Consider the following 24,290-nt stretch of genomic DNA (forward strand, 5'->3'; position numbering starts at 1 on the left):
CGGTTTCGATGCCGCATTCGGCGGGGCGCGACGCGACGAGGAGGCCTCCCGAGCCAAGGAGCGCGTCTATTCGTTCCGCGACAAGCACCACCGCTGGGATCCCAAGAGCCAGCGCCCCGAGCTGTGGAATCTCTACAACGGCCGGGTGAACCAGGGCGAATCGATCCGAGTGTTTCCGCTCTCCAACTGGACCGAGCTCGATATCTGGCAATACATCTACCTCGAGTCAATTCCCATTGTTCCGCTCTACTACTCCGCCCCGCGCCCTGTCGTGGAGCGTGAGGGGATGCAGATCATGGTCGACGACGAGCGGCTGCCGCTCGAGCCGGGTGAAGTGCCGGAAGAGAAGTGGGTGCGCTTTCGCACGCTCGGCTGCTATCCGCTCACCGGCGCGGTGGAGTCCAAGGCGTCGACCCTGCCCGCGATCATTCAGGAGATGTTGTTGACTCGCACCAGCGAGCGTTCGGGTCGAGCCATCGATCACGATCAGGCGGGCTCGATGGAGAAGAAGAAGCGCGAGGGCTATTTCTGACGCCGAGTCACGGGCTTCGAGCGCCTTTTTTCCATTGCAGTGTGTACGACCGGCTCGCAGCCCGAGGCTCGCGGCTCGTGTCATGCCAACGACTACGCGAGGGGCAACCATGTCACACCAGTCTTCAATGATCGCCGACAACATCGAGCAGTATCTCAAGGATCATGAGAACAAGGACCTGCTGCGCTTCATCACCTGCGGTAGCGTCGACGACGGCAAGTCGACCCTGATCGGGCGGCTACTGCATGACTCCAAGATGATCTACGAGGATCAGCTCGCCGCCATCACGCGGGATTCCAAATCCCGTGGCACCACCGGCGAAAAGGTGGACCTGGCGCTGCTCGTCGATGGGCTGCAGTCAGAGCGAGAGCAGGGCATCACCATCGATGTTGCCTACCGTTTCTTCTCCACCGACAAGCGCAAGTTCATCATCGCCGACACCCCGGGCCATGAGCAGTACACCCGCAACATGGCGACGGGCGCTTCGACGGCAAGCCTTGCGGTGATTCTGATCGACGCTCGCTACGGGGTGCAGGTTCAGACGCGGCGGCACAGCTTCATCTGCGATCTGCTGGGCATCAAGCATCTGGTGATTGCGGTCAACAAGATGGATCTGGTGGCGTACTCGCAGGCGCGATTCGATGAGATCGTCGATGAGTATCGGGAGTTCGCGACCCAATTGTCGGTGACGGACATTCGCTTCGTGCCGATGTCGGCACTGGATGGCGACAACGTCGTCAACCACAGCGAGCATATGCCGTGGTATCTCGCTGGCCGGGAGCGCGGGGCACCGCTGATCCAGATTCTCGAAACCATCGACGTCAGCCATGAGCTGCCGCTGGATCAGCTGCGATTTCCGGTCCAGTACGTCAACCGCCCGAATCTCAACTTTCGCGGTTACTGCGGCACGCTCGCGGCCGGCGTCATCCATCCGGGGGACGAGATTCGGGTCATTCCCTCCAACCAACGCTCCCGGGTGTCCCGCATCGTCACCAATGACGGCGACCTGGCGGCGGCCTATCCCGGTCAGGCAATCACGCTAACGCTCACCGACGAGATCGATATCTCCCGCGGGGATCTTCTCGTCGATGCTCAGAGCGACCTCGAGCCCTGCACGGCCTTCACCGCGGACCTGGTGTGGATGCACGACCAACCGCTGGCAGTCGGTCACGAATACGAACTGAAAGCGGGCACGCGCACCGTGGTCGGTCGCGTGGTTCGTATCATCTATCAGGTCGACGTCAACACCATGGCGCGCAGCGCCACCGACCGTCTCGAGCTCAACGGCATCGCCCGCTGCCAGCTCGAAACCACGCAGCCGCTGACGCTCGACGGCTACCAGCGCTCGCCGCACACCGGCAACTTCGTGCTGATCGACAAGCTCAGCAACCTGACCGTCGGCGTCGGGATGGTGGTGGACACACTGAGCGCCAGCAACATCGTCTGGCACGACATGGCGGTGACCAAGCAGCGCCGCGCCGAGCGTAACCGCCAGACGCCCTGCATCGTCTGGTTCACCGGTCTCTCGGGTGCGGGCAAGTCGACGGTCGCCAATGCGCTGGAACGGCAGCTCTTCGGCATGGGGTACAACACCTACCTGCTCGATGGCGACAACGTGCGTCACGGCCTGTGTCGCGATCTTGGCTTCAGCGACAGCGACCGCCAGGAGAATATTCGCCGCGTGGGTGAGGTCGCCAAGCTGATGGCGGACGCCGGCATGGTGACGCTGGTCTCCTTCATTTCGCCGTTCCGTCAGGACCGCCAGATGATCCGCGACATGGTCGGGCCGGGCGAGTTCATCGAGGTGTTCGTCAATACGCCGATCGAGGTCTGTGAGCAGCGTGATCCCAAGGGGCTCTACCAGAAGGCCCGCTCCGGAGAAATCACGCAGTTCACGGGCATCAGCTCGCCCTATGAAGAGCCGGAGGGTGCCGAGGTCGAAATTGATACCTCGGCGCATGACCTGGAAGAGACGGTTGGGCGCCTGATCGCGGCGCTGCGCCGCCACCAGGTCATTTAGTCGTGCGCATTGCGACCGGCGTCGGCAACTGACCGACGCCGGTCCGATGGAAGGGGCAGTGTCGGCCCAGCCGGAGCGATCTAGCGAAGCTGCCGTCACTGCACCCGCATCAATAACCATGAAAAGAATCGATGACCATGAAAACGATCGATGCAATCCATACGCCAAGTCGCCGCTGGTTTCATCTTGCGAGCATCGCGCTGATGGCGCTGATTCTCTCTGGCTGCGCCGCCAACGCGCACCGTGCGAACAGTGCCGACAGCGTCCCCATGGATGACGCCACACCCGCGAACGCCCAGCTCGCTGCCTTTCTCGACGGCGCCGCGCCGGGGAGTACGGTGACGCTCACCACCTCTCCCTGGGGCGACAACGTGGCGGTCTACGCCCGCGACCGCTACTTCGCTGCCAGCGGACGCCAGTGCATCCATCTCGAACTCACGCGTACCACGGCGCCGGCATCGCTGAATGACGGTCGCCTGGCCTGTCGGGTCTCGGGCAAGGGCTGGTACACGCAGCGACTGGTGACGGCCCTTATTCGCTGATCGTTCCGATCCGCGACGCCGTCGAAACCCGCCGACCCAGATAGCGGGAAGGCATTTACGCCGTAAGGCTCGCGACCCCGTTTCCGGGGCCGGCGGACCCCTCATGGCCGCATAAAGAGTGAGGCAGGACAACATGAAAGAGCCGACAGCGATAATTTCCCGAGCGACGCGCTCGGTGTTGGTAGCGTGCCTGATGGCGGTCACGGCGTTGGTGACCAGCGGCCTCGGCGCAACGACGGCCCAGGCGCAGTCGATCGGGGTGAGCAGCAGCTCGTTGCTCGGAAGCCAAGAGGAGGCGCAGCCGATGACGTCCTCCGGAGAGGGCGATGACATGGAAACCTCGCCGCGGGCGAACTGGAATAACGCCAACTACGGCCATGGCCCTCAGGGTCCGAACGGCTATGGTGCCGGCCAGTACCCCAACGGCTCGCGAGGCCTCAATGGGGGCGTGCCGATCAACGCGGACCGGCTGCCGCCGTTCGGCGCCAATCTGTTCACCGGAGGCTTTCGCGGCATCATGGCCGATGGCCTCAATCCGGAGTATCTGATCAAGCCGGGCGATCAGATCACGCTGAGAGTCTGGGGCGGGGTAGAGGTCGATCGCGTCCTGGCGGTGGATGCCCAGGGCAACATTTTCCTGCCGGGGATCGGGCCGCTATCGGTGCAGGGGATCTCCAACGCCCAGCTCAACTCCCGGGTGCGCGGGGCCATCCAGTCGGTCTATCCGGAGAACGTCAGCGTCTACACCAATCTGCAGGGCGTGCAACCGGTCGGAGTCTTCGTCACGGGCTACGTGCAGAGCCCCGGGCGCTATTCGGGAACACCCAATGATTCGGTGCTCTATTTCCTCGACCAGGCAGGCGGCATCGATCACGCGCTGGGCAGCTACCGGCGCATCGTCATCAAGCGCGGCAACACCATGCTCGAGGTGGTCGACCTCTACGACTTTCTCATCGAAGGCCGCATTGCCCGTCCCCAGTTCCGCGATGGCGACACCATCGTTGTCGAGGAGCGGGGGCCCGCGATCAGCGTGGCCGGAGACGTGCAGAAAGCCTACCGCTACGAGCTCGTCGGCGAGACGCTGACCGGACGCGACGTCGTGGATCTGGCGCGGCTACGCTCGGGCGTCTCCCACGTGCTGCTGCGCGGTAGCCGCGACACGGGACCGATCTCGCGTTATCTGCCGCTGACGGCGTTTCGCGGCGCAGAAGTGCGACGGGGCGATGAGGTCCTGTTCAGCGCCGACCGTCGCGATGAAACCATCGTGGTGCAGGTCGAGGGCAGCTACTACGGTCCGTCTCGCTACGCGCTGCCTCGCGATGCGCGGCTCGGCGAGCTTTTGAATGCCATCAGCGTTCCGCAGTCGATGACCAGCTATCGCGACGTCTCCATTCGCCGCGTGAGTGTCGCCGAGCAGCAGGCGGAGTCGCTCAAGCAGAGCCTGCGCCGGCTGGAGACGACCTACCTGGGCTATCCATCGCGCACCGCGAAGGAGGGCGAGATTCAGGTCCGTCAGGCCGAACTGATCGAGCGCTTCGTGCAGAAAGCCTCTCAGGTGGAACCGACCGGGCGACTGGTCGTGGCGCGCACCAACGAGGTGGCGAACATTCGGCTGCAGGACGGCGATGTCGTCACCATCCCCGAAAGCAGCGACTCCATTCTGCTCAGCGGCGAGATCGTGATCCCGCAGTCGATCGTCTTCACGCCGGGGCTGAGTGCGCATGATTACATCCGTCTCGCTGGCGGCTTTACGCCGCGCGCCGATGACGACCAGGTGCTGGTGGTCCATCGCAATGGCGCGGTCATTTCCGCCGAGGACACGGTAATGCGCGCAGGCGACGAGGTCATCGTGCTGCCGGCCGCACCGACCAGCAACATCGAGCTGGCTTCGAGTATCTCGCAGATCCTGTTTCAGATCGCTGTCGCTACTCGCGTGGCGCTGGACCTATGAGCTGGCGCAACGCGCAATGTCAGCCGCCGCCTGGCTCGGGCGCACCGGCTGATCTCGTAGCGGTAGTCGAGACGCCGGCCCGGACAGGGAACGTGCGCGCGATGCCAACCGCTATGCGTCCTGGAGGTGAGTCATGGCGACACTAAGCCTTTCTCAGCGTCCCCGGCGGGGGGCGTGGCGAGTCACCCGTAGCGTCTGGTTCGCGATGTTCATGCGCGAGGCGATCTCGCGGACCATGTCGGACCGCATGGGCTGGTTCTGGATGCTCTTCGAGCCGCTGGCAATCATCGTGGTCATGGTGTCGATGCGCGGGCTCTTTCTCTCCGGGAGCGAGATAGCCGGCGCCGATCATGTGCCTTGGCTGGTGGTAGGGCTGATGGGCTTCGGGCTCTTTCGCGAAAACATGATGCGCTCGCTCGGGGCGATCGAGGCCAACAAGGGACTTTTCGCCTATCGCCAGGTGAAGCCGGTCGACACGGTGCTGGTCCGCTGCTTCCTGGAGGGCGCGCTCAAATCATTGCTGTTCCTGATCTTCATCGGGATCGGCACGCTGCTCGATTTCGATCTGATGCCGGCGCGGCCGCTCGGGGTGATGCTCGACTGGCTGTCGCTCTGGGCGCTCGGTTGGGGCGCGGGGCTTACCGTCTCGGTGCTAGGCGATCTGGTGCCGGAGGTCGCGCGCGTGGTGCGCATCCTCAACCTGCCGCTGCTGTTGCTCTCCGGGGTCATTCTGCCGGTCATGTTTCTGCCGTACCCGTACAGCCATTACCTGCTTTACAACCCGATCGTGCATGGGCTGGAGAGCATGCGAATGAGCTTTTTCGACGGGTATCACACCCTGAATGGGATCGACATGACCTATCTCTGGTTCTGGGCGCTGGCGCTGATCGCGCTGGGGTTGATCCTTCATCTTCGCTTCGCCGCGAAGCTCAAGGCGCAGTGAGGAGACTCCCATGATCGAGATTCGCAACCTCTACAAGCGCTACCACAACCACCACGGCAGCCCCTGGGTGCTCGAGGACGTCTCGTTGACGATACCCGACGGCGTCAGCGTCGGGCTGCTCGGACGCAACGGCGCCGGCAAGACGACGCTGCTGCGACTGATCGGCGGGATGGATACGCCGGACCGAGGCGAGATCGTCCGGGAAAGCCGTGTCTCCTGGCCAATCGGGTTGGCGGGGGGCTTTCAGGGCTCGATGACCGGCCGCCAGAACGTCAAGTTCGTCGCCCGTATTCACGGTGCCGACGAGGAGATCGACGCCATCATCGAAGAGGTCGAGACCTTTGCCGACATCGGCGATGCCTTCGACGAGCCGGTCAAGACCTACTCGACCGGCATGCGCTCGCGACTGGCATTCGGCCTCTCCCTGGCGTTCGATTTCGACGTCTATCTCTCTGACGAGGCCACTGCCGTAGGCGACCGCGGGTTCAAGCAGAAGGCCCGTCAGGCGTTCGAGGCGCGCATCGGCAAGGCGAGCCTGATCATGGTCTCCCACGGCGAGGGCGTACTTCGCGAGTTCTGTCAGGCAGGGATCGTGCTGGAGAAGGGCAGCGCACGCTGGTACGACGACATCGAGATGGCGATCGCCGCGTACCACGAGGCAACGGATGGCCGGCCCCCGAAAGTACCGGTCGTGCCCGAGACCCATGAAGAAGCCAAGCAAGTCCTTGCCGACGCCAATCTCGACTTTGCCGAGGCCAAGGCGGCTTTCGAGGCGGCCGGAGACGACCCGGCTCGGGAAGCGGAAGACGACACGCTGCGCTGGCGGCTCGAAGAGGCGCGCGAGGCGATGCTTGACGCTCGCCGTCACGTTCAACGGTTACGTCCCCAGCCGCCCGAGAAGACTCCTCCGCGCAAGACTCACCACAAGAAGAGACGGTCATGAAGAAACACTCCTCTTTTGCCAGCAAGTATCTCCACTGGCTCGTCTGCGTCGCGGCGATCATCGGTGTCTCGCTCTATTGGATGCTGTGGGCCAGCGACCGCTACGTCTCGCATGCCAACGTGGTCCTGGAGAGCCCGCAGCTTGCCGCGCCCGACTTGAGTTTCAGCTCGCTGCTGACCGGAAGCGCCTCCGGCAATCTGGCAGACATGCTGCTGCTGCGCGACTACCTGCGCTCGGTGGACATGCTCAAGCTGCTCATCGAGCAGGCGGACTTTCGCGACCACTACGCCAATTCCGGCGCAGACCCCTTGAGCACGCTGCGCGACGAGCGCGCGCCACTGGAGACACTTCATGAGTACTACCTGTCGCGCGTGTCGGTCGAACTCGACGATTACGCTGGCGTGCTGCGGCTCGACATCGAGGCGTTCACCCCGGAGAAGGCTCACCAGATCGCCCAGTTGATGCTCGATGAGGGAGAGCGGCACATGAACGAAATGGGCCAGCGCCTCGCCGAGGAGCAGGTGCGTTTTCTGGAGAAGCAGGTGGCGATTCTCGAGCAGAGGTTTCAGGAGACGCGGGATGTACTGCTCGACTACCAGAATGCCAACGGTCTGGTGTCGCCGGTGGGCACCGTGGAGAGCCTGAGCTCCGTCGTCGCCTCGCTGGAGGGCCAGCTCGCGGTGGCCAAGGCGCGCAAGAGCGCGCTTTCGAGCTTCCAGAGTGGTCGCTCGCCGGAGATGGTACGCATCAACGCCGACATCAACGCGCTGAACAGTCAGATTCAGCAGGAGAGCGAGCGGCTGGCCCGCCAGTCCGGCGATGCACTGAACGCGGTCTCCTCCGAGTATCAGACACTGATGCTGCGAGCCGATTTCGCCCAGCAGAGCTACTCCGGCGCGCTGGCTGCGCTCGAGAACACGCGTATCGAAGCCGCCCGTAAGCTGAAGCAGGTCTCGATCTTGCAGGCGCCGACGCTGCCGGAATACCCGGAGCAGCCCGAGCGGCTCTACAACGTCGTGGTATTCGCGGTCATTGCACTCTTCGTGACGCTGATCCTCAACATGCTGATTCTCATCGTGAAGGATCACCGCGACTGAGGCGGGCGCTGCGCCGAACTCGACCCGTCGTCGACACCGGCTCGCGCCGATCGGCGAGCGGTGAAATCAACGACACGTCTCACCAGTGGTCTGTCAGACCGACGACACGCCAGACGACACGACAAATAGAGGGGGAGGGACACCATGAGCAAGACGTTTCTGGTCACCGGCGGCGCCGGTTTCATCGGCTCTGCCGTGGTACGCGAACTGATCCGTGAGACGGGCCACCGGGTCGTCAATGTGGATAAGCTCACCTACGCCGGCAATCCGGAGTCACTCGCCGCGATCGACGAAGACCCGCGTTACACCTTCTATCAGGTCGACATCTGTGACGCCGATGCGATGGCGGCCGTCTTCGCCGAAACCCGGCCGGACGTGGTGATGCATCTGGCCGCGGAGAGTCACGTCGACCGCTCCATCGACGGTCCCGCGGCGTTTATCGAGACCAATGTCGTCGGCACCTATGTGCTGCTCGAGGCCGCCAGGCAGTACTGGAAAGGGCTGAAGGAGAGCGATACGCAGAAAGCGACGGACTTTCGTTTTCATCACATCTCCACCGACGAAGTCTACGGCGATCTGCACGGCGCAGACGACCTCTTCACCGAGACCACTTCCTATGCGCCGAGTTCTCCCTACTCGGCGAGCAAGGCGAGCTCCGATCATCTGGTACGCGCCTGGCAGCGCACCTACGGACTGCCGACCCTGGTCACCAACTGCTCCAACAATTACGGCCCGTATCACTTCCCGGAGAAGCTGATCCCGCTGACGATCCTCAATGCAGTCGCCGGCAAACCGCTACCGGTGTACGGCGATGGTCAGCAGATTCGCGACTGGCTGTTCGTCGAGGATCATGCCCGGGCGCTGATTCACGTCGCGAGCACGGGTGAGATCGGCGAGACCTACAACATCGGCGGCCACAACGAAAAGCCCAACCTCGAAGTGGTGGAGACGATCTGCGCCCTGCTCGAGGAGCTCGCGCCCGCCAAGCCGGATGGCGTGACGCACTATCGAGATCTGATCACGTTCGTTACCGACCGCCCGGGCCACGATCTGCGCTATGCCATCGACGCCGGCAAGATCGAGCGAGAGCTGGGCTGGACGCCACGGGAAACCTTCCAGAGTGGCATGCGCCGTACGGTCATGTGGTTTCTGGATAACGAGGCATGGTGGCACCGGGTTCAGAGCGGCAAATATCAAGGTGAACGACTGGGAGAGAAGGCATGACGGTACTGGTCCTTGGCGGTAACGGGCAGGTCGGCTTCGAGCTAAGACGTTCGCTGGCGCCGCTCGGTACGATCGTCGCCCCGACACGCGCAGAGCTCGATCTAATGGACGCGGGCGCCGTCGATGCCCTGCTGAAGCAGCAGCGCCCGGCCGTGATCGTCAACGCGGCCGCATGGACGGCCGTGGACGCGGCGGAGTCCTCCCCTGAAGAGGCTCGACGGCTCAACGCCGGGCTTCCGGAGCAGCTCGCCGCCCATGCCATCGATAGCGGAGCGGTGCTGGTGCACTACTCCTCGGACTACGTGTATCCGGGCAACGGCGAGACGCCCTGGACGGAGGAGAGTCCCACCGGGCCGCTTTCCGTCTACGGCGCCAGCAAGCTCGCCGGCGATGAGGCGGTGGCGGCCAGCGATGCCACTGCCATTGTCTTTCGCACCAGCTGGGTCTACAGCGCCCGCGGCGGCAATTTCTTGAAGACCATGCTGCGGCTGGGACGCGAGCGGGAAGCGCTCAACGTCGTCTCCGATCAGGTCGGTGCGCCGACGCCGGCTCGGCTGATCGCCGAGGTCACGCTGCTGGCCCTGCAGGGCTTGCGACAGGGAACGTTTGGGCCCGGGCTCTATCATCTTGCGCCGCGCGGCGAGACGAGCTGGCACGGCTTCGCCGAGGCGATCTTCGCCGCGGCGCGGGCACGCGGTGAAACCCTGGCGATTGCTGACGCCTCGCTCGGAGCGATTCCTACTCGCGACTACCCCACGCCAGCACAGCGTCCGCTCAATTCGAGGCTTTCGCTCGACAAGCTCGAGCGCGAGTTGGGGATCGAACTGCCCTCGTGGCAGACCCAGCTCGAGCTCACGCTCGACGAAGCCTTGAACACGCACTGAGCACCTGGCTGGGCTTTCGGGGCTCTTGGGACGTGAAAAGGGTGTGCGCTGTCGACAGCGCAAAGGTTTATGCAGAACGCCGGCTCGACCGGTGAGCAGGTCACGTTGCCGGTCACGCCGGCGTCACGCGTCAATGTCGGACATCCCGACAAGGAGTTTCAACATGGCACGTAAGGGCATCATTCTCGCCGGCGGTTCCGGCACGCGTCTGCATCCGATCACGCAGGGTGTCTCCAAGCAGCTGCTGCCGGTTTACGACAAGCCGATGATCTACTACCCGATCTCGGTACTGATGCTGGCAGGGATTCGCGACATTCTCATCATCTCCACGCCGGAAGATCTGCCGCAGTACGAGTTCCTGCTCGGCAACGGCGAGCAGTTCGGGGTGCATTTTTCCTACGCCGAGCAACCCTCTCCGGACGGCCTCGCGCAGGCGTTCCTGATCGGCGAGTCGTTCATCGGTGACGATTCTGTCTGCCTGGTGCTTGGCGACAATGTCTTCCACGGTCAGCACTTTTCCGAGCAGCTCAAGCGTGCCTCCGAGATAGAGTCGGGCGCGACGGTCTTTGGCTATTTGGTCAAGGATCCGGAGCGGTTCGGCGTAGTGGAGTTCGATGACAGCGGCAAGGCCCTCTCCATCGAGGAGAAACCGAGCGATCCCAAGTCGCCATACGCGGTGACGGGACTCTATTTCTACGACAACGACGTCGTCGACATCGCCAAGGAAGTGAAGCCATCACCCCGCGGCGAGCTCGAGATCACCAGCATCAACAACGCCTACCTCGAGCGCGGGAATCTTCACGTTGAGCGCCTCGGCCGCGGCTTCGCCTGGCTCGACACCGGTACTCACGACAGCCTGCTGGAGGCGGGGCAGTACGTGCAGACCATCGAGCATCGCCAGGGGCTCAAAGTGGCGTGTCTCGAGGAGATCGCCTGGAACCAGCACTGGATCGACGATCAGCAGCTTGCCGCCCGCGGTGACGCGCTGAAAAAGACCGGTTATGGCCAGTACTTGCTCAAGCGTCTGGAGGACAGCCGGCGCGGCTCGGTGGCCTGAACGTCGACGGCTAGGCCTTGTGGACTCTGACAACCGATCCATTTCAAGAGGGAGACCTTCATGCAATACGAACGCCTCGCCATTCCCGACGTTGTCCTGCTCACCCCCAAGGTGTTCGGCGACGACCGTGGTTTCTTCATGGAGACCTTTCGCCATAGCGAATTCGTCGAGCACTGCGGTGATTACGCTTTCGTGCAGGACAATCACAGCAAATCGGGTCGCGGGATTCTGCGCGGCCTGCACTATCAGCTCGAACACCCGCAGGGAAAACTAGTTCGCGTGACCCGAGGCGAGGTGTTCGACGTGGCGGTGGACCTGCGTCGTGGCTCTGCCACCTTTGGTCAGTGGGTGGGGGCACGGCTGAACGAAGAAAACCGCCAGATGCTGTGGGTGCCACCGGGTTTCGGTCACGGCTTCTACGTCACCAGTGACGAGGCCGAGTTCCAGTACAAGTGCACCGATTACTACGCCCCCGGCGACGAATACAGCCTGCGCTGGAACGATCCGACATTGGCCATCGACTGGCCGCTGGTCGATGGCCAGCCGATTCTGTCCGTCAAGGACGCCGACGGTGCGACGCTCGAGAACGCCGCGACTTTCACCTGACCCATCGAGTGGAACGGGCCTTCGAGTGGAACGGGCCTTCGAGTGAAGGGATAGCGAGCGCTTAGGCGGCGCCGACGCGTCACCGCCAGGGCGCGATCCAGGCCCTTAAGGCGCCACGTCGGGGGCTTCAGGTCCTGCTGACCGACTGGCGAGGGCGCCGATACTTTCCCACCCTGTCGTTCCTACGGGAGCACAAACCGGCGGTCAGCGTTCGGCCTCCGGTTGCGGTGAAGGGGCCCGGAGTGGTGGATGGCGTGAGCGCGCGTGGTGCGCAGTCGTCGTCAGATTGGGTCACTGCAATCGGCGAACTCTATGCCTATGTCGACCGTTGGCAGGCACTCTCCCAAGAGAGTCGCGGCGTCGCGCGTGCACGCTGCGGCTTTGCCCGAGGCTGCGAGCAGATGCGCACCATTCTGCGCGGCATGGGGCCTGAGCCCTGGATCTCCCCACGTGCCCTCTGCACGTGTCGTGGCCGCTGACCCCATCACTTCGTCAAAGCGAACTTCTCACGTGAGTAGGCCTGACCGGGGTTCGCATACGCGAGCGCTGCCAATGTGGGCGAATCGCAACGGACTTTCCCTTGACGGTTTACCCGCCCGTGCACTGCTAAGGCATCACTTCCTCCGAACCGTTAATGACAGTGTCGTCAAGAAGCGTCACGACTGCCCAAGGTTGTCACACTTTGGCAACAGTGTCGGATAAGCGCGACGATTTACGTGTTTAATCCGTAACGGCGTGATCAAGCCGAATACAAATGATCCATTACGATGAGTAAATTCATCTTCAGATAAAGGCCATCCGAGCTTAGCCTTTAGTCACGGTGTCGCGATACGATTTGTCGTGGTCTAGCTCTATATTGAGCGTCTAATGTTAAGTGCGACGAGCGTCTTGAAAGTTGCGATTGCTACCGCTATCTGATTTCTGTCGCCACTGGATATCGGCTATTTTCCGCTTTTTCCCTTTGCGGTAATTTGAAACGATGCTGTCTCATTACTTTCGCCTTCTGATATTAGAAACGATACCGTTGAATTAATAGTGTCGAAGTAATTTTGTGATTATCAGAAGCCCTGTTGCGACTTAATAGTGTCATACGGGGCGAGCTTTTTCTTTAATTGGTGTGCGATGTCCGCGGGCATCGTCAAGCGTTTCAACGTTTTTCGAGGCCCAACATGCAAGCGAAGAGTCGAGCATTACAGGATTTCGGCGCAACCTTTCTGGGTCCCGCTCTGCACGCCTATGCCGATGCTATCGAGGCAGAGTCAGCGGGTCATCTCCCTGTGTGTCTGGCGAGGGAGGGGTGGTGCTTCCATCGTTTGCTCGGTCGGCTCAAGCGAGAGGGGCTGATCGAGATCGAGCACGACCCTGTCTATCTGAGAGTTTCCCGGACGCTACTGTTTCGCGCGATGCTCGGCTCGTCGACGATCATGCCAATCGCGCTGGGCAATGACTTCAAGGGCAGCGTGCTGGATCTGATGCGCAAGCGCTTTGGCCTCCAGCTGCATGAAATATTCAGCGTTCTTCCCCTGGAGTTGCTGCAGTTCCAGTGCGAACTCCCGCAGGACAACGACAAGGTGAGCGAGTGGCTTGCCGCGCATCTGCCGGCGCTGACGGCGCTGGTCGCGCCGACCCGCAATGCGCTCGTGGCCTATCTCGCTCGCTCAGGGCTCACCGACTCTCGGATGAAGCCGCTGATGCTCGACCTGGGGTATTCGGGCACCATTCAGAAAATTCTGACCCATGTGACCAAGCGCGATACGGCCGGTCTCTATTTCATCGCCACCAAGCCCGGCGACGCGCCGGTCGGCGATTATCACGCCAATCTGAAAGGCATCTTTCACGAAGGTGTCGGCTGGCGTAGCGGCTGCGTCATGCTCGATCGTTCACTACTTTTCGAGTCGCTGCTTACAGCGCCGCAAGGGCAGATGGTCGATATCCGTCAGAAGCATAACGGCGAGTTCGAGTTCTTTTACGGGCGTGAAGCAGCAACGCAACGTCACTTTCAGGACCTGAAAATGGTGTTCGATGGAGCCATCGACCATGTCATCGACTGCCGTCGCCATGGCGTGAGTTACTCCGCCACCGACGTGCAGAATCTCTACGAAGTGTTTGCTACGCGTCCCAACTGCATTCCGAAAGACGTCTGGCACCTTTTTAGCGTGGATGACGACATTACCGGCAATGGACTTATTAATCCGTTGAAGATGTTCGCAATATAAAAGCGAGGGGACCACATCATGAAATCAGCGGGGAAAATATCGTCGCTACTGCCGTGGCTCTTTCAGGACCCGGCGCGGCGCCGCGCCAATAAGCGGCGAGGCGATCAGGGGGAGGTGCCGGAGGAGATCGCCTCGCTCGACGGTGACAGCGCCATGGTCCATGCGGCCGTCGCTCACCGTGTTGATGTCGAGGAACGTCCGGTCTCCGTGGCCGTTCGTCAGGCGCTTTACAACCTGTCTCGACGAGGGGGTGCAGCGGCCCCTGGTCGAGTGAGTCAGCCGCCGATGGTGTCTCAGGAGTCGACCGTGACCGATAGCGATCAATCCCGTCCTCAACACCTGGCGGATAGCGATAGAGTCGGGCCCCCCTGGCTGCCGGCTGAATCGGACACGCCGCTTATCGAGACTCGAGATGACAGCGCGCCGACTGCGCCGATGCCGGAGCCTATGACGGCCCAGGATTCGATCGTTGCCAGTCTCGGTGCACATCATAACGTCACCCAACAGGCAGCCAATCAGGCGGAGCTTGGGCCCGACGACCCGTTTGCGATGACTGCCGGTCCCAACCAGAGTGGCGATACGCCGGGCCACGCGACAATGGCCGCAAGCCGCAACGTGACTTCGGAGCCGCGACACCAAGACAAGGGCGCTAGCGAAGACCGCAGCGGCCATCCGGCAGGCGAGGAGGCCAGCGAGCGCCCGGTGCTCGGGGGCACCTCGCCGCGTCCGAACGAATTAATGCCATCCCGTGAGGAGAGTCAGGCCTCCAACGATCCACGCGTGGCGGATCAGCACGAGGGCGTGATCGATCGCCGGGACTCGCTGGACAGTCATGCGGCGGCCAACGACGAGCCGGCACTTTCGCTGGTTGACCGGTTGGAGCAGCTCGAGCAGCGCTCGGCGCAGGCCAATCAGCAGGCGATGATGACCCGTGTCTATCAGGAGGCGATCGAGAGCGAGCTATTCGATCCTAACTGGTATCAGGCAACTTATCGCCAGACGTTCGACAGCCCGCGCGCGGCGTTCGACGACTATCTGCGCAAGTCACGTTTCGCACCCGTCAATCCGTCGCCGAAGTTCGACAGCGAAACCTATCACCGCATGTACATGGACGTGTTCCATGCCCAACAAAGCCCGCTACAGCACTACCTGTTGCATGGGCTCACGGAGGGGCGAGTTCATGCTCCCGCAACCGTTCGCTGGTATCCCCGTGAGGTGATCGAACCCGCTGCAACGCTGAGTGAAGCGGCGAGCGAGCTCAAGGTCGCACTCTGCTTGCACGTCTTCTATGACGATTTCATCGACCGTTTTGCCAATGCCATTGCGCAGTTTCCGGTTGACGTCGATGTCTTTCTGACACTGGCCGATGCCAAGTTCGAGACCCGAGCCCGACAGGTTTTCGAAAGTCATGCCCGTGTGGGGCATGTGGAGACTCGCGTCGTTCCCAACCGTGGACGCAACTTCGGGCCGATGCTGGTCGAGTATGGCCCCGAACTGGATGAATACGATCTGGTGTGTCATTTGCACTCCAAGAAGTCGCTCTACTCCGGCAAGGAGCAGACACAGTGGGCGGAGTACCTCATCGAATACCTGCTGCGCGATGTGTCAGTCATGACGCGGCTGCTCAACGCCTTTGCCGGTGATGACACGCTCGGCATCTATTACCCGACGACCTTCTGGATGATGCCGGGCTGGGTCAACCATCTGACCATGAACAAGGGGGCGGTGCGCGAATGGCAGACACGGCTCGGCCTCGGTCGGATCCCCGATTTTCTGAGCTACCCGGCAGGCGGCATGTTCTGGGCGCGGCCAAAAGCGCTCAAGGGGATATTCGATCAGCGATGGACCTACGAGGATTTTCCGAAGGAACCGCTGCCCAACGATGACTCAATGCTGCATGCGCTGGAGCGCGTGCTGGGGCCGCTGGTGGAGAATCTCGGTTATCGCCAGCTCTTTTTCTATCCGCCGACGGGGCAATTCACGACCGATAACGGCTATATCACCTCGAGCTATCACGGCCATATCGATCATCATCTGCCGAGTATTCAGGCCCATCCCTGCGTCAGCTTCGATGTGTTCGACACTCTGGTTCGGCGGCGCTACACCATCCCCGACTACGCGAAATTGAAGCTCGGTGCCCGTCTGCAGGCCCTGGGACTGGTCGACAGTCCACGCGCTTTCGTGGCCCTACGTAATCAGGTCGAGTCGGATCTACGCCGCCGCGCCAATTTCCAGGGGGACGTGCGTATCGCGGATATCTACGTCGAGATCGGCGAGCGACTCGCGGTCGATCCCGCCCTGGCACAGCAGTGGATGAATGAGGAGTTCGAGCTCGACTTGGAGATGATTCTGCCCAAAGACGAGATGGTTGAGCTGTTCAATCACCTGGCGTCCAGCGGCCATATTCTGTGGGTCATTTCCGACAGCTATTACTCACGCGATCAGGTGGGCTTGATGCTGCGAAAGGCGGGCGTTTCCGCTGCCTATCGGTTGATGGTGTCAAGCGATGAGCAGGCGCGTAAAGACAACGGCACGCTCTGGATCAAGGTGAAACAGGATCTCGCCAGTGAGGGCATTACTGGCCACCTGCATATCGGCGACAACGTGGTGGCCGATGCGCAGCGGCCTGGTGACATGGGTATGACCACGTTCCACATCCTGCATCCGATGGACAAGTGGCGTGCGCTCGGATTCCCGGACGTGCTGGAAGGGGGAGAGTCTCTCGACGAGCAGGAGATTCTCAAATGGGGACGCTTGATTAGCGAGGTTGGACGTAATCCGTTCATTGGCCAATGATGAAAAAAGACACGCTATATCTTCACGTAGGTTGGTCCAAGACGGGGACCTCGGCGATTCAGGCGCAGATCCAGGCGCAGAATGCAGAGTTTCTTGCTCGCGGTATCCTCTACCCGCAATCGCTGCAGTGGCCGGATCACTCGCACCATCCATTTGCGCTCGCTTTTCGCAATGCCGGGGTTTACGCCAGTGACATGTCGCCGGCTCAGGCGGTGGACAAGCTGGAGGCCGAGGTAGAGAAGAGTGATGTCGAGAACGTGCTGATCTCGTCCGAGCTCTCGCCCTTTTATTTCGACAATCCGCGTTTTCGTCAGTTCGTGGGGCAGAATTTCCAGCAGGTAAAGGTGATCTTTACGCTGCGCTGCCAGTCGGAGCTTCTGCTTTCATTGTTCAATCAGCTGGTCAAAGATCCGAATATTCGCTATCCCTCATCGCTATTTTCACTGGCGATGAACAACATCAACTGGTTGAACTATCACCAGACGGTCAAGCGCTGGATGGACGTCATCGGCCAGGAGAATGTCGTCATCGTTCCCTACGGTCGAGATGTCGTAGATCGCTTCCTCGGACTTTTCAACGTTCATTACCGGAAGGCGGATGCCAGCGACACCACCATCGTCAATCCTTCAGTGCCCACGCGCTGCCTGTCGATGATCCAGTCAAAAGCGCGCCAGGCGAGTAACAATGAGGAGTTTTTGGCGATTCGTGATCGGATCATTACCGCGTCGAAGTACGTTGACGGGGATCACGACAAGCACGTGCTCTTCGACGTCCCTGAACAGCAGTCTTTTGACCAGTACTTCAAGCACTCCAACCAGACGCTGGCAGAGCAGTTCGATTTCGACGTCTCGTTACTCGAAAAATCGACTTATAACCCCGTGCTGGTGCTGCCGCCCAATTTCAATCTCGAAGCCTGTCAGGTGGCCTAGATCGCGTCGACGCAAGGCGCGCTAGGTTCGCGTGCCCGAACCGTTTTCGACAGGAGAACGTCATGAGTAACGCCTGCTTCACGGCACTGACCATGGTAAGAGGTGAAAGCGACATCATCGGGTCATCGCTCGAGCATCACGCGCGGCTGGGTTTCGATCGGCTGATCGTCATCAGTCACTTGGAACACGCCTTCATACGGGAGTGTGTCGATGAACTCCGCCAGCGCTTTGATGAGTGCGAGATCGATCTGATCGAACTCGAATATGACGGCAACTTTTCGCAGAAAAAAGCGTTTTACGTCAATCGTGCGTTAACGCTCTTTCTCGATCCGAAGCAGGAGAACCATGTCTACTGCTTCGATGCCGACGAGTTCCTGTTCCTCGGTCCGCATCAGGACATCAAGGGGTTCTATCAAGCCTTTACGGATAGCTTGCCGGCGAGTAGCGACCCCAGCGTGGCGTCGCGTTGTTTCTTGCTGCCGTGGCTTAACCTCGTGCCTCGAACGCAGGCGTTCGTCCCGCGTGATCTCTCCGCGCAGTTTCTCGAAGCGGAGTACTTCTGTGTCGACCGGCGTGAACAGAGCCGGACCAAAGTGCTCTTCCAGAAGCACGCCGGTACGCGCGTGCACATGGGCTATCACTTCTCTTTCGACTCGCCGAAGGACGTCCCCATGACGATGACGCCGGCGGCCAAGCAATTCGTCGAGAAGACGGGGTGCTGCGTCTATCACGTGCCGCTGAGAAGCTTTTCGCAGTTCAGTGACCGGCTGGCGGTCTACCGGCGAAGTGCCACCCAGACCGAGAAATACAACACGTTGATCGCGCTCTCCAACGGTCGCGAAGAGGACTTCCTGCAGGCGCTGTTCATGGCCTGCACCGCAGCGCAGCCGCTGTTTTCGACGCTGGAGGAGGCCGCTGGCGTCTTCGGCGATGCCATCACCGACAAGAAGCTTCTGGCCATTACTCGCTTCATCGACAGGCCGCGAGTCGATGTGGGCAGGGTATTGGCCACCGCGACGGCTAGGTTGGCGGCGAGTGAAGCCGTGACGGCTCGCGAGCCGGCAACGCGCGACGTGGCGAATAAAGCCGTGACGTCGGAATAGGGCAGCGCGATGCGCCAGACAGGAAGTCGACGATGAATGACTCATTACACCGTCCGCGACATGAATTCGCGATTGCGGCAATCATCAAGAATGAAGCCCCGTATCTTGCCGAGTGGATCGCCTATCACCGGCTGATCGGCTTTACGCACTTTTTCATCGCCGACAACGGCAGTGAAGACGGTAGCGCCGAGCTACTAACGAGCTGGGCGCGTCGCGGATTCGTGACCACCCGGCACTGGACACCGGAAGAGAAGGCGCAGACGAGCTGGTATCGCCACGTGCTCGACGAGTACGGCGAACAGATCGAACACCTGGCGTTTCTGGATGCCGACGAATTCCTGGTCCATCCACAGACGGACCGGCCACTCGACTGGTTATCGCCGGTGCTCGCGCGAAACGACGTCGGCGCGGTGGCGGTTAATTGGCGAATCTTTGGTTCTTCCGGCATGCGGCATCGCCAGCCCGGGGGAGTCCTTGCGCGTTTTCGCAACGCGAGTCGCGCCGATCGCCAGGTCAACTGTCACATCAAGTCGATCGTCAAACCGCGCCACGTCAAATCGATGACCGCCCATGCGGCCGTGCTCGAACCTGGATTTCGTTACGTGACGGCCGATGGCGTGTCGGCCGCCTTCGTCGATGACAGGCCAGAGTCGGGACGAACGCAGACGGTGTCGCCGACCCCGCTCAAGATCTATCACTTCAACGTCAAATCCCGCGACGAGTTCATCGATACCAAGATGACCCGTGGGCGCGCCAATTTGGGTCCGAATCACTCACGCGACATGAACTATTTCCGTCACCACGATCTCAACGAGGAGCCGGCGTCGCTGCCCGATGGACTCTTCAGCCAGTTGAATGCGCTGATCTCCCGTCTGGGTGTCGAGGAGAGCCAGCGCGCGCCCACCCGTTTCTTCGTGCATATCCCCAAGACCGCCGGCACCAGCTTTCGCCTTGGCGCCAAGCAGTACCTGGGTGACCGCCACGTCTGGCACGACTACGGCGAGAACCAGCGTGAAACGGCGCCCGCGGTCGTGCGCTGGGCTTACGAGCGTCGAGACCACTGGTGGCTGTGGGAGACAGTACGCCAAAGTCAGGTAAAACTGCTGGCGGGCCACGTTCCTCTGGCCAAGTACGCGCATCTCGCCGGCCTGCGCGACTGCTTCACCTTCGTTCGCGAGCCGCTGCAACGGCTCGCCTCCGACTACCACCACTTCGCTCGTCATCATGGCTACGAGGGCAGTTTCCAGGATTTCTACCGCCGGTCCGACATGGTCAACCGCCAGAGCCGCTTCCTCGAATCGACACGGTTGGAAGCGCTCGGCTTCGTCGGAATCACGGAACGCTACGCTGACTCGCTGGCGTTGATCAACGATCTCTACGGTTGGGAGATACCGGGTCTCAAGGAGAACCTGGGCCATGCCAGTGCCGAGCATGTCTACGAGATTGGCGCTGATGATCAGGAAGCGCTACGGGCGTTGAATCTGGAGGACATCCGGCTCTACGAGCAGAGCCTGCGGATCTTCGAAACCCGTTTGAGCCTGTGGAAGGCTGGCCAGCCCTTCGCTCACGGCGCGATCCAACAGTGCCTGTCGGATCGCGTCGTCGGCTGGGCATGGTGGGCGGGCGAGAACATGCCGGTGGAAGTCGACGTCTGGGTCAACGGCATTCGTATCGGTAGCTGCCTAGCCAATGCGCTGCGCCCGGGATTCCTGCGCTGGGGGGCGCCGCGGGGGGCCTACATTGGCTTTCACATGCCGCTCGACGCAGAGCCTGGCGATCGCATCGAATGCTGCGTGGCCCTCACCGGACAGTCGCTCGGCGAGCAGCCAATCGCGGCGACCGAACGCATGGCGACGAGCCAGGAGGCCTGAACCATGTCGCTACGTCCTGTTCCGCTCCTTTCCAACGACTCCCACGCCGTGCCGCTGCGTCAACGCCTGCAAGCGGCGTTACGGCTCGTCTGTGCCCCGCGACTGCGCCCGGTGCATCAACTCGAGGCGATCGATCCGCAGTCACCGGCGGGGCGGGAAGGCTTCACCTGGCGTGCGACGGGGGAGGATCCGCAGTTTCTCTGGCATCGTCGGCTGCCACTGCCGGGCTGGAACATGCTGGAGGCGACACTGGGCCACGATCAGCCCAACGCCGCCGTGCGGCTCTATCTCGATACCGGAGAAGGGTTCAGCGAAGCGCAGAGTCTCTATCTGGTGCTGCTGCCAGGACGCATGAGCAAACGACTTTGCTATATCCCGCCGGGCACACAGGCGATCCGTTTCGATCCGCTGGAGACGCCTGGCAATCTGGTGATTCGACACCTGCGTCTGGTGTGGCTGATGCCGGCGTTCGCGCGTGACCGGCTTGCCCAACGGCTCTGCAACCTCCATCCCGAGTGGCTGGAAACCCCCAAAGACGAGGTGGTCTCGGCACTCAAAGCGGCGGCAAGAGATCGCGGTCAGCCCTGGCGCCCACTGGCGCTGGCGCAGTATGAATCGACTTTCGTCAGGCGCTGCGCCGGGCGAAGCTACAACGAGTGGTTACGCGCACAGACGCCGCTGTCCGCGGTGGCCATTGCCCGGCGGATGGAACGCTTCACACAGAAACCGCTGATCTCGATCGTCGTGCCGGTGCATGACCCGGATCCCGTGCACTTGCGTGAATGCCTGCAGTCAGTGATCGATCAACAGTATCCGCATTGGCAGCTCTGTATCGCCGATGATGCCTCTCGCGACCCCGATGTGTGGAACATACTCTCCGCCGTCGCGGCCAGCGACTCACGCATCGAGCTTGTCCAGCGGGAATCCAACGGCCATATCTGCGCGGCCAGCAACACGGCATTGTCCCTCGCCCGCGGGGAGTTCGTGGCACTGCTCGATCACGACGACTGTCTGCACGCAGAGGCGCTCTTTCGCGTGGTGGAGGCACTGCAATCGAATCCCGCGGCGGAGGTTCTCTACTCCGACGAAGACAAGATCGACGATCGGGGCGAGCGTTTCGAGCCGCACTTCAAGCCGGCCTGGAACCCGGATCTGCTGCTCAGCCAAAACTACATCTCCCATCTCGGCGTCTACCGGCGCGAGCGGCTGCTGTCACTGGGCGGATTTCGACCGGGCTTCGAGGGGAGCCAGGATCACGATTTGGCGCTGCGATTCGTCAATGGCCTCGAGAGCCGCGCGATCGTGCGAGTGCCGCACGTGCTCTATCACTGGCGCGCGTCCACCGGTTCGACGGCGACTGCCGCGGCGTCAAAGAATTACACCCATCAGGCGGGGCTTTCCGCGGTGCGTGAGCACTTGGAACGCACCAATCTCACCGCGTCGGTGGAGGCGGGGCGCTACCCCAATACCTATCGAGTGCGCTGGCCGCTTCCATCGCCTGCGCCTCGGGTCTCGTTGCTCGTTCCCACCCGGGATCGGGTCGAGGTTCTGAGACCCTGCCTGGAGGCGCTGTTAGAACGCACCGACTATCCGAATTTCGAGCTATTGGTGCTCGATAACGGTTCGCGCTGTGCGGAGACCCTCGCGTTTCTCGAGACGGTCGCCAGTGATCCGCGTGTGCGTGTGCTGGGCTGGCCCGCGCCGTTCAACTATTCGGCGATCAACAATTTCGGGGCCCGAGAGGCAACCGGCGACATTCTGGCGCTGATCAACAATGACATCGAACCGCTCAATCCCGACTGGCTGACTGAAATGGTGAGCCAGGCGTGCCGTCCCGGGATCGGCTGCGTCGGCGCCAAACTCTACTACCCCAACGGCACGGTGCAGCACGCCGGCGTCGTTCTGGGGATCGGCGGCGTGGCAGGACACGCGCACAAGTACTTCTCGCGCCACGAGCCCGGCTACTTTTCCCGACTTCATCTGGTGCAGAACTACTCAGCGGTGACCGCCGCCTGTCTGGTGGTTCAGCGCCGGATCTTCGAGGCGGTCGGCGGGCTCGACGAGGCCAACCTGGCGGTCGCATTCAACGACGTCGATTTCTGCCTGAGAGTAGGTGAAGCCGGCTACCGCCACGTCTGGACTCCTTACGCCGAGCTTTGGCACCACGAGTCGGTGTCGAGGGGAGCCGATGACACGTCGAAAAAGCGGCTGCGCGCGGCGGGGGAGGCAAATTACATGCGCACCCGCTGGCGTCATCGTCTCTTCGATGACCCCGCCTATCACCCCAATCTTACGCTGACTTACGAGGATTTCTCGTTGCGTTGACCGCCGAGTCTTTCGGGCGTGTCCTTTTTATCAAGGGGAGTCGACCATGACCCATCCGCGCTGGGTGGTATTGAGTGACGGTAGCTGTCCCACCGAGGACATCTACTTTTTGCGTTCGGTTGGTCCCTGGCTCCAGACCCGCGGCGCGGAGGTTCGGCGTATCGACACCAGCTACTGGCGTCTGCCGATTCTCTGCACGCCATGGCTGGTCGGCGAGATGCGCAACGCCCATGTGATCGTGTGTCGCTCACTCAACACCCACTGGCTCTCCTGGCTTGAGACCAACCGCGGCCAGATGGCCTCGATCCGTTATCTGATCGACGACGATATCGCCGCGGCGGCGCTGGATCCGCGTCTGCCGGAGGGCTATCGCCGGCGCATGGCGCATATCGCCGCCAACGTGCAACCGCGTTTGATGGCAATCTGTGACGAGATCGTGGCCTGCAGCGAGGGGCTCGCCCAGCGCTATCGCGAGTCTCATCCCAACGTGTCGGTGCTGACCCCGTCGCTGATCGTCGCGCCCTCTTGGCGCGATGCTGGCGCGGATAGGCAGGGCATGCCGCTCACCGTAGGATTCTTCGGTTCGCGGGCGCACCTCGCCGATCTCGAGACGATCACTCCCGCTCTGGTCGAGCTGCACGGCAGTCATGCAAGCCTGACCTTCGAAATCATGCTGGGCGGTCACTCGCCGGCATCGCTGCAGTCCCTCGACCGTGTGCGCACGCCCAAACCGATGAGCTGGCGGGCATTCCAGCGCTACCGGCAGCATCAGCGCGTGGACGTCGCGCTCACACCGATGGTCGACACGCCGTTCAACGCCGGCAAGTCGCACATCAAGTTTCTGGACAACGCGATTACCGGCAGTGTCGGGGTCTACAGCGCCTGCTCGCCGTATCGGAACATCGTCGAGCACGGCGTGGATGGCCTGCTGGTGGAGAATCAACCGGGGGCGTGGAAAGCCGCGATTCAGCGCCTGGTCGAGCGACCCAGTGAGGCAAGACGCATGGCGGGTAACGCCGTTCGCAAGGCGATTGAGCTTGGAGACCCGGTTCGGGCCCAGACGTTCTGGTGGCAGCGCCGCTGAGTGCCACGATTCACGGATTAGCCTCCCACCTGTCGCGCCCACCGCTCATCACGGTGGGCGTTGTCGTTTGGGAAGGTCGGTTGGGTACGTCGTTGAGTCAGGTCGCGAGGGTGGGGAGCTCGGTCGTCGCTATGCTCCGCCGGTGTTCCTTCTCTTCAATGCATTAG

General features: G+C 61.8%; 18 protein-coding genes. All 18 read left to right on the forward strand.

All coding sequences use genetic code 11. The annotated features are described in order from the left end of the window. On the forward strand, positions 1-532 hold a 532-nt coding region (cysD, locus tag DOM41_RS11940; RefSeq protein ID WP_157956929.1), incomplete at its 5' end, for a sulfate adenylyltransferase subunit CysD. A 109-nt stretch (positions 533-641) separates the two neighbouring features. Further along, a complete protein-coding gene (cysN, locus tag DOM41_RS11945; RefSeq protein WP_110687102.1) occupies positions 642-2,552 on the forward strand; it encodes a sulfate adenylyltransferase subunit CysN in 1,911 nt (636 codons plus the stop codon). A gap of 137 nt (positions 2,553-2,689) precedes the next feature. After that, complete coding sequence (locus DOM41_RS11950; protein WP_157956930.1) at positions 2,690-3,094, forward strand: DVU3141 family protein; 405 nt, start codon at positions 2,690-2,692, stop codon at positions 3,092-3,094. Positions 3,095-3,227: 133 nt separating this feature from the next. Beyond that, entirely contained in the window at positions 3,228-5,045 is a 1,818-nt protein-coding gene (locus tag DOM41_RS11955) for a polysaccharide biosynthesis/export family protein (protein WP_245391829.1), read from the forward strand. A 133-nt stretch (positions 5,046-5,178) separates the two neighbouring features. Continuing rightward, positions 5,179-5,988 (forward strand): ABC transporter permease, encoded by an 810-nt coding sequence (locus DOM41_RS11960; RefSeq protein ID WP_188112400.1) that lies wholly within the window; start codon positions 5,179-5,181, stop codon positions 5,986-5,988. A 10-nt stretch (positions 5,989-5,998) separates the two neighbouring features. Continuing rightward, the gene (locus DOM41_RS11965; RefSeq protein WP_110687106.1) at positions 5,999-6,931 is read left to right on the forward strand and encodes an ABC transporter ATP-binding protein; all 933 of its coding nucleotides are present in this window, start codon (positions 5,999-6,001) and stop codon (positions 6,929-6,931) included. After that, entirely contained in the window at positions 6,928-8,028 is a 1,101-nt protein-coding gene (locus DOM41_RS11970; protein ID WP_110687107.1) for a KpsE/RkpR family capsule polysaccharide export protein, read from the forward strand. The genes DOM41_RS11965 and DOM41_RS11970 overlap by 4 nt, the downstream gene beginning before the upstream one ends. Before the next feature lie 144 nt (positions 8,029-8,172). After that, positions 8,173-9,252: a dTDP-glucose 4,6-dehydratase gene (gene rfbB / locus DOM41_RS11975; RefSeq protein WP_110687108.1), complete on the forward strand. Its 1,080-nt coding sequence runs from the start codon at positions 8,173-8,175 to the stop codon at positions 9,250-9,252. Next, positions 9,249-10,136 carry a dTDP-4-dehydrorhamnose reductase gene (rfbD, locus tag DOM41_RS11980; RefSeq protein ID WP_110687109.1) on the forward strand — a complete coding sequence of 296 codons (888 nt, stop codon included), beginning with the start codon at positions 9,249-9,251 and terminating at the stop codon, positions 10,134-10,136. The genes rfbB and rfbD overlap by 4 nt, the downstream gene beginning before the upstream one ends. A gap of 163 nt (positions 10,137-10,299) precedes the next feature. Beyond that, entirely contained in the window at positions 10,300-11,193 is an 894-nt protein-coding gene (gene rfbA, locus DOM41_RS11985; RefSeq protein ID WP_110687110.1) for a glucose-1-phosphate thymidylyltransferase RfbA, read from the forward strand. Between the two features lie 60 nt (positions 11,194-11,253). Further along, positions 11,254-11,799: a dTDP-4-dehydrorhamnose 3,5-epimerase gene (rfbC, locus tag DOM41_RS11990; RefSeq protein WP_110687111.1), complete on the forward strand. Its 546-nt coding sequence runs from the start codon at positions 11,254-11,256 to the stop codon at positions 11,797-11,799. Positions 11,800-12,968: 1,169 nt separating this feature from the next. Continuing rightward, positions 12,969-14,015: an HAD family hydrolase gene (locus tag DOM41_RS11995; protein ID WP_110687112.1), complete on the forward strand. Its 1,047-nt coding sequence runs from the start codon at positions 12,969-12,971 to the stop codon at positions 14,013-14,015. A gap of 18 nt (positions 14,016-14,033) precedes the next feature. Next, positions 14,034-16,811, forward strand: a complete 2,778-nt coding sequence (locus DOM41_RS12000) for a rhamnan synthesis F family protein (RefSeq protein WP_223160987.1) — start codon at positions 14,034-14,036, stop codon at positions 16,809-16,811. Next, entirely contained in the window at positions 16,808-17,740 is a 933-nt protein-coding gene (locus DOM41_RS12005; protein WP_157956931.1) for a hypothetical protein, read from the forward strand. Before DOM41_RS12000 ends, DOM41_RS12005 begins: the two co-directional genes overlap by 4 nt. Positions 17,741-17,802: 62 nt before the next feature. Next, complete coding sequence (locus DOM41_RS12010) at positions 17,803-18,843, forward strand: glycosyltransferase family 2 protein (protein ID WP_110687114.1); 1,041 nt, start codon at positions 17,803-17,805, stop codon at positions 18,841-18,843. Positions 18,844-18,875: 32 nt separating this feature from the next. Continuing rightward, a complete protein-coding gene (locus tag DOM41_RS12015; RefSeq protein WP_110687115.1) occupies positions 18,876-20,714 on the forward strand; it encodes a glycosyltransferase family 2 protein in 1,839 nt (612 codons plus the stop codon). Between the two features lie 3 nt (positions 20,715-20,717). Next, complete coding sequence (locus tag DOM41_RS12020) at positions 20,718-23,039, forward strand: glycosyltransferase family 2 protein (RefSeq protein ID WP_110687116.1); 2,322 nt, start codon at positions 20,718-20,720, stop codon at positions 23,037-23,039. Positions 23,040-23,085: 46 nt separating this feature from the next. Beyond that, positions 23,086-24,123: a glycosyltransferase family protein gene (locus tag DOM41_RS12025; protein WP_110687117.1), complete on the forward strand. Its 1,038-nt coding sequence runs from the start codon at positions 23,086-23,088 to the stop codon at positions 24,121-24,123. Positions 24,124-24,290 lie beyond the last annotated feature (167 nt).

It is taken from the genome of Salinicola aestuarinus (genome assembly GCF_003206645.1).
GTDB lineage: Bacteria > Pseudomonadota > Gammaproteobacteria > Pseudomonadales > Halomonadaceae > Salinicola > Salinicola aestuarinus.

Bases quoted from the DNA above. Each gene is read 5' to 3' on its own strand.
- DOM41_RS11970 (WP_110687107.1), top strand. From the start codon at position 6,928: ATGAAGAAACACTCCTCTTTTGCCAGCAAGTATCTCCACTGGCTCGTC.
- rfbD (WP_110687109.1), top strand. From the start codon at position 9,249: ATGACGGTACTGGTCCTTGGCGGTAACGGGCAGGTCGGCTTCGAGCTA.
- DOM41_RS11995 (WP_110687112.1), top strand. From the start codon at position 12,969: ATGCAAGCGAAGAGTCGAGCATTACAGGATTTCGGCGCAACCTTTCTG.
- rfbA (WP_110687110.1), top strand. From the start codon at position 10,300: ATGGCACGTAAGGGCATCATTCTCGCCGGCGGTTCCGGCACGCGTCTG.
- DOM41_RS12000 (WP_223160987.1), top strand. From the start codon at position 14,034: ATGAAATCAGCGGGGAAAATATCGTCGCTACTGCCGTGGCTCTTTCAG.
- DOM41_RS12010 (WP_110687114.1), top strand. From the start codon at position 17,803: ATGAGTAACGCCTGCTTCACGGCACTGACCATGGTAAGAGGTGAAAGC.
- DOM41_RS11955 (WP_245391829.1), top strand. From the start codon at position 3,228: ATGAAAGAGCCGACAGCGATAATTTCCCGAGCGACGCGCTCGGTGTTG.
- DOM41_RS12025 (WP_110687117.1), top strand. From the start codon at position 23,086: ATGACCCATCCGCGCTGGGTGGTATTGAGTGACGGTAGCTGTCCCACC.
- DOM41_RS11960 (WP_188112400.1), top strand. From the start codon at position 5,179: ATGGCGACACTAAGCCTTTCTCAGCGTCCCCGGCGGGGGGCGTGGCGA.
- DOM41_RS12005 (WP_157956931.1), top strand. From the start codon at position 16,808: ATGATGAAAAAAGACACGCTATATCTTCACGTAGGTTGGTCCAAGACG.
- DOM41_RS12020 (WP_110687116.1), top strand. From the start codon at position 20,718: ATGTCGCTACGTCCTGTTCCGCTCCTTTCCAACGACTCCCACGCCGTG.
- DOM41_RS12015 (WP_110687115.1), top strand. From the start codon at position 18,876: ATGAATGACTCATTACACCGTCCGCGACATGAATTCGCGATTGCGGCA.
- DOM41_RS11950 (WP_157956930.1), top strand. From the start codon at position 2,690: ATGAAAACGATCGATGCAATCCATACGCCAAGTCGCCGCTGGTTTCAT.
- rfbC (WP_110687111.1), top strand. From the start codon at position 11,254: ATGCAATACGAACGCCTCGCCATTCCCGACGTTGTCCTGCTCACCCCC.
- DOM41_RS11965 (WP_110687106.1), top strand. From the start codon at position 5,999: ATGATCGAGATTCGCAACCTCTACAAGCGCTACCACAACCACCACGGC.
- cysN (WP_110687102.1), top strand. From the start codon at position 642: ATGTCACACCAGTCTTCAATGATCGCCGACAACATCGAGCAGTATCTC.
- rfbB (WP_110687108.1), top strand. From the start codon at position 8,173: ATGAGCAAGACGTTTCTGGTCACCGGCGGCGCCGGTTTCATCGGCTCT.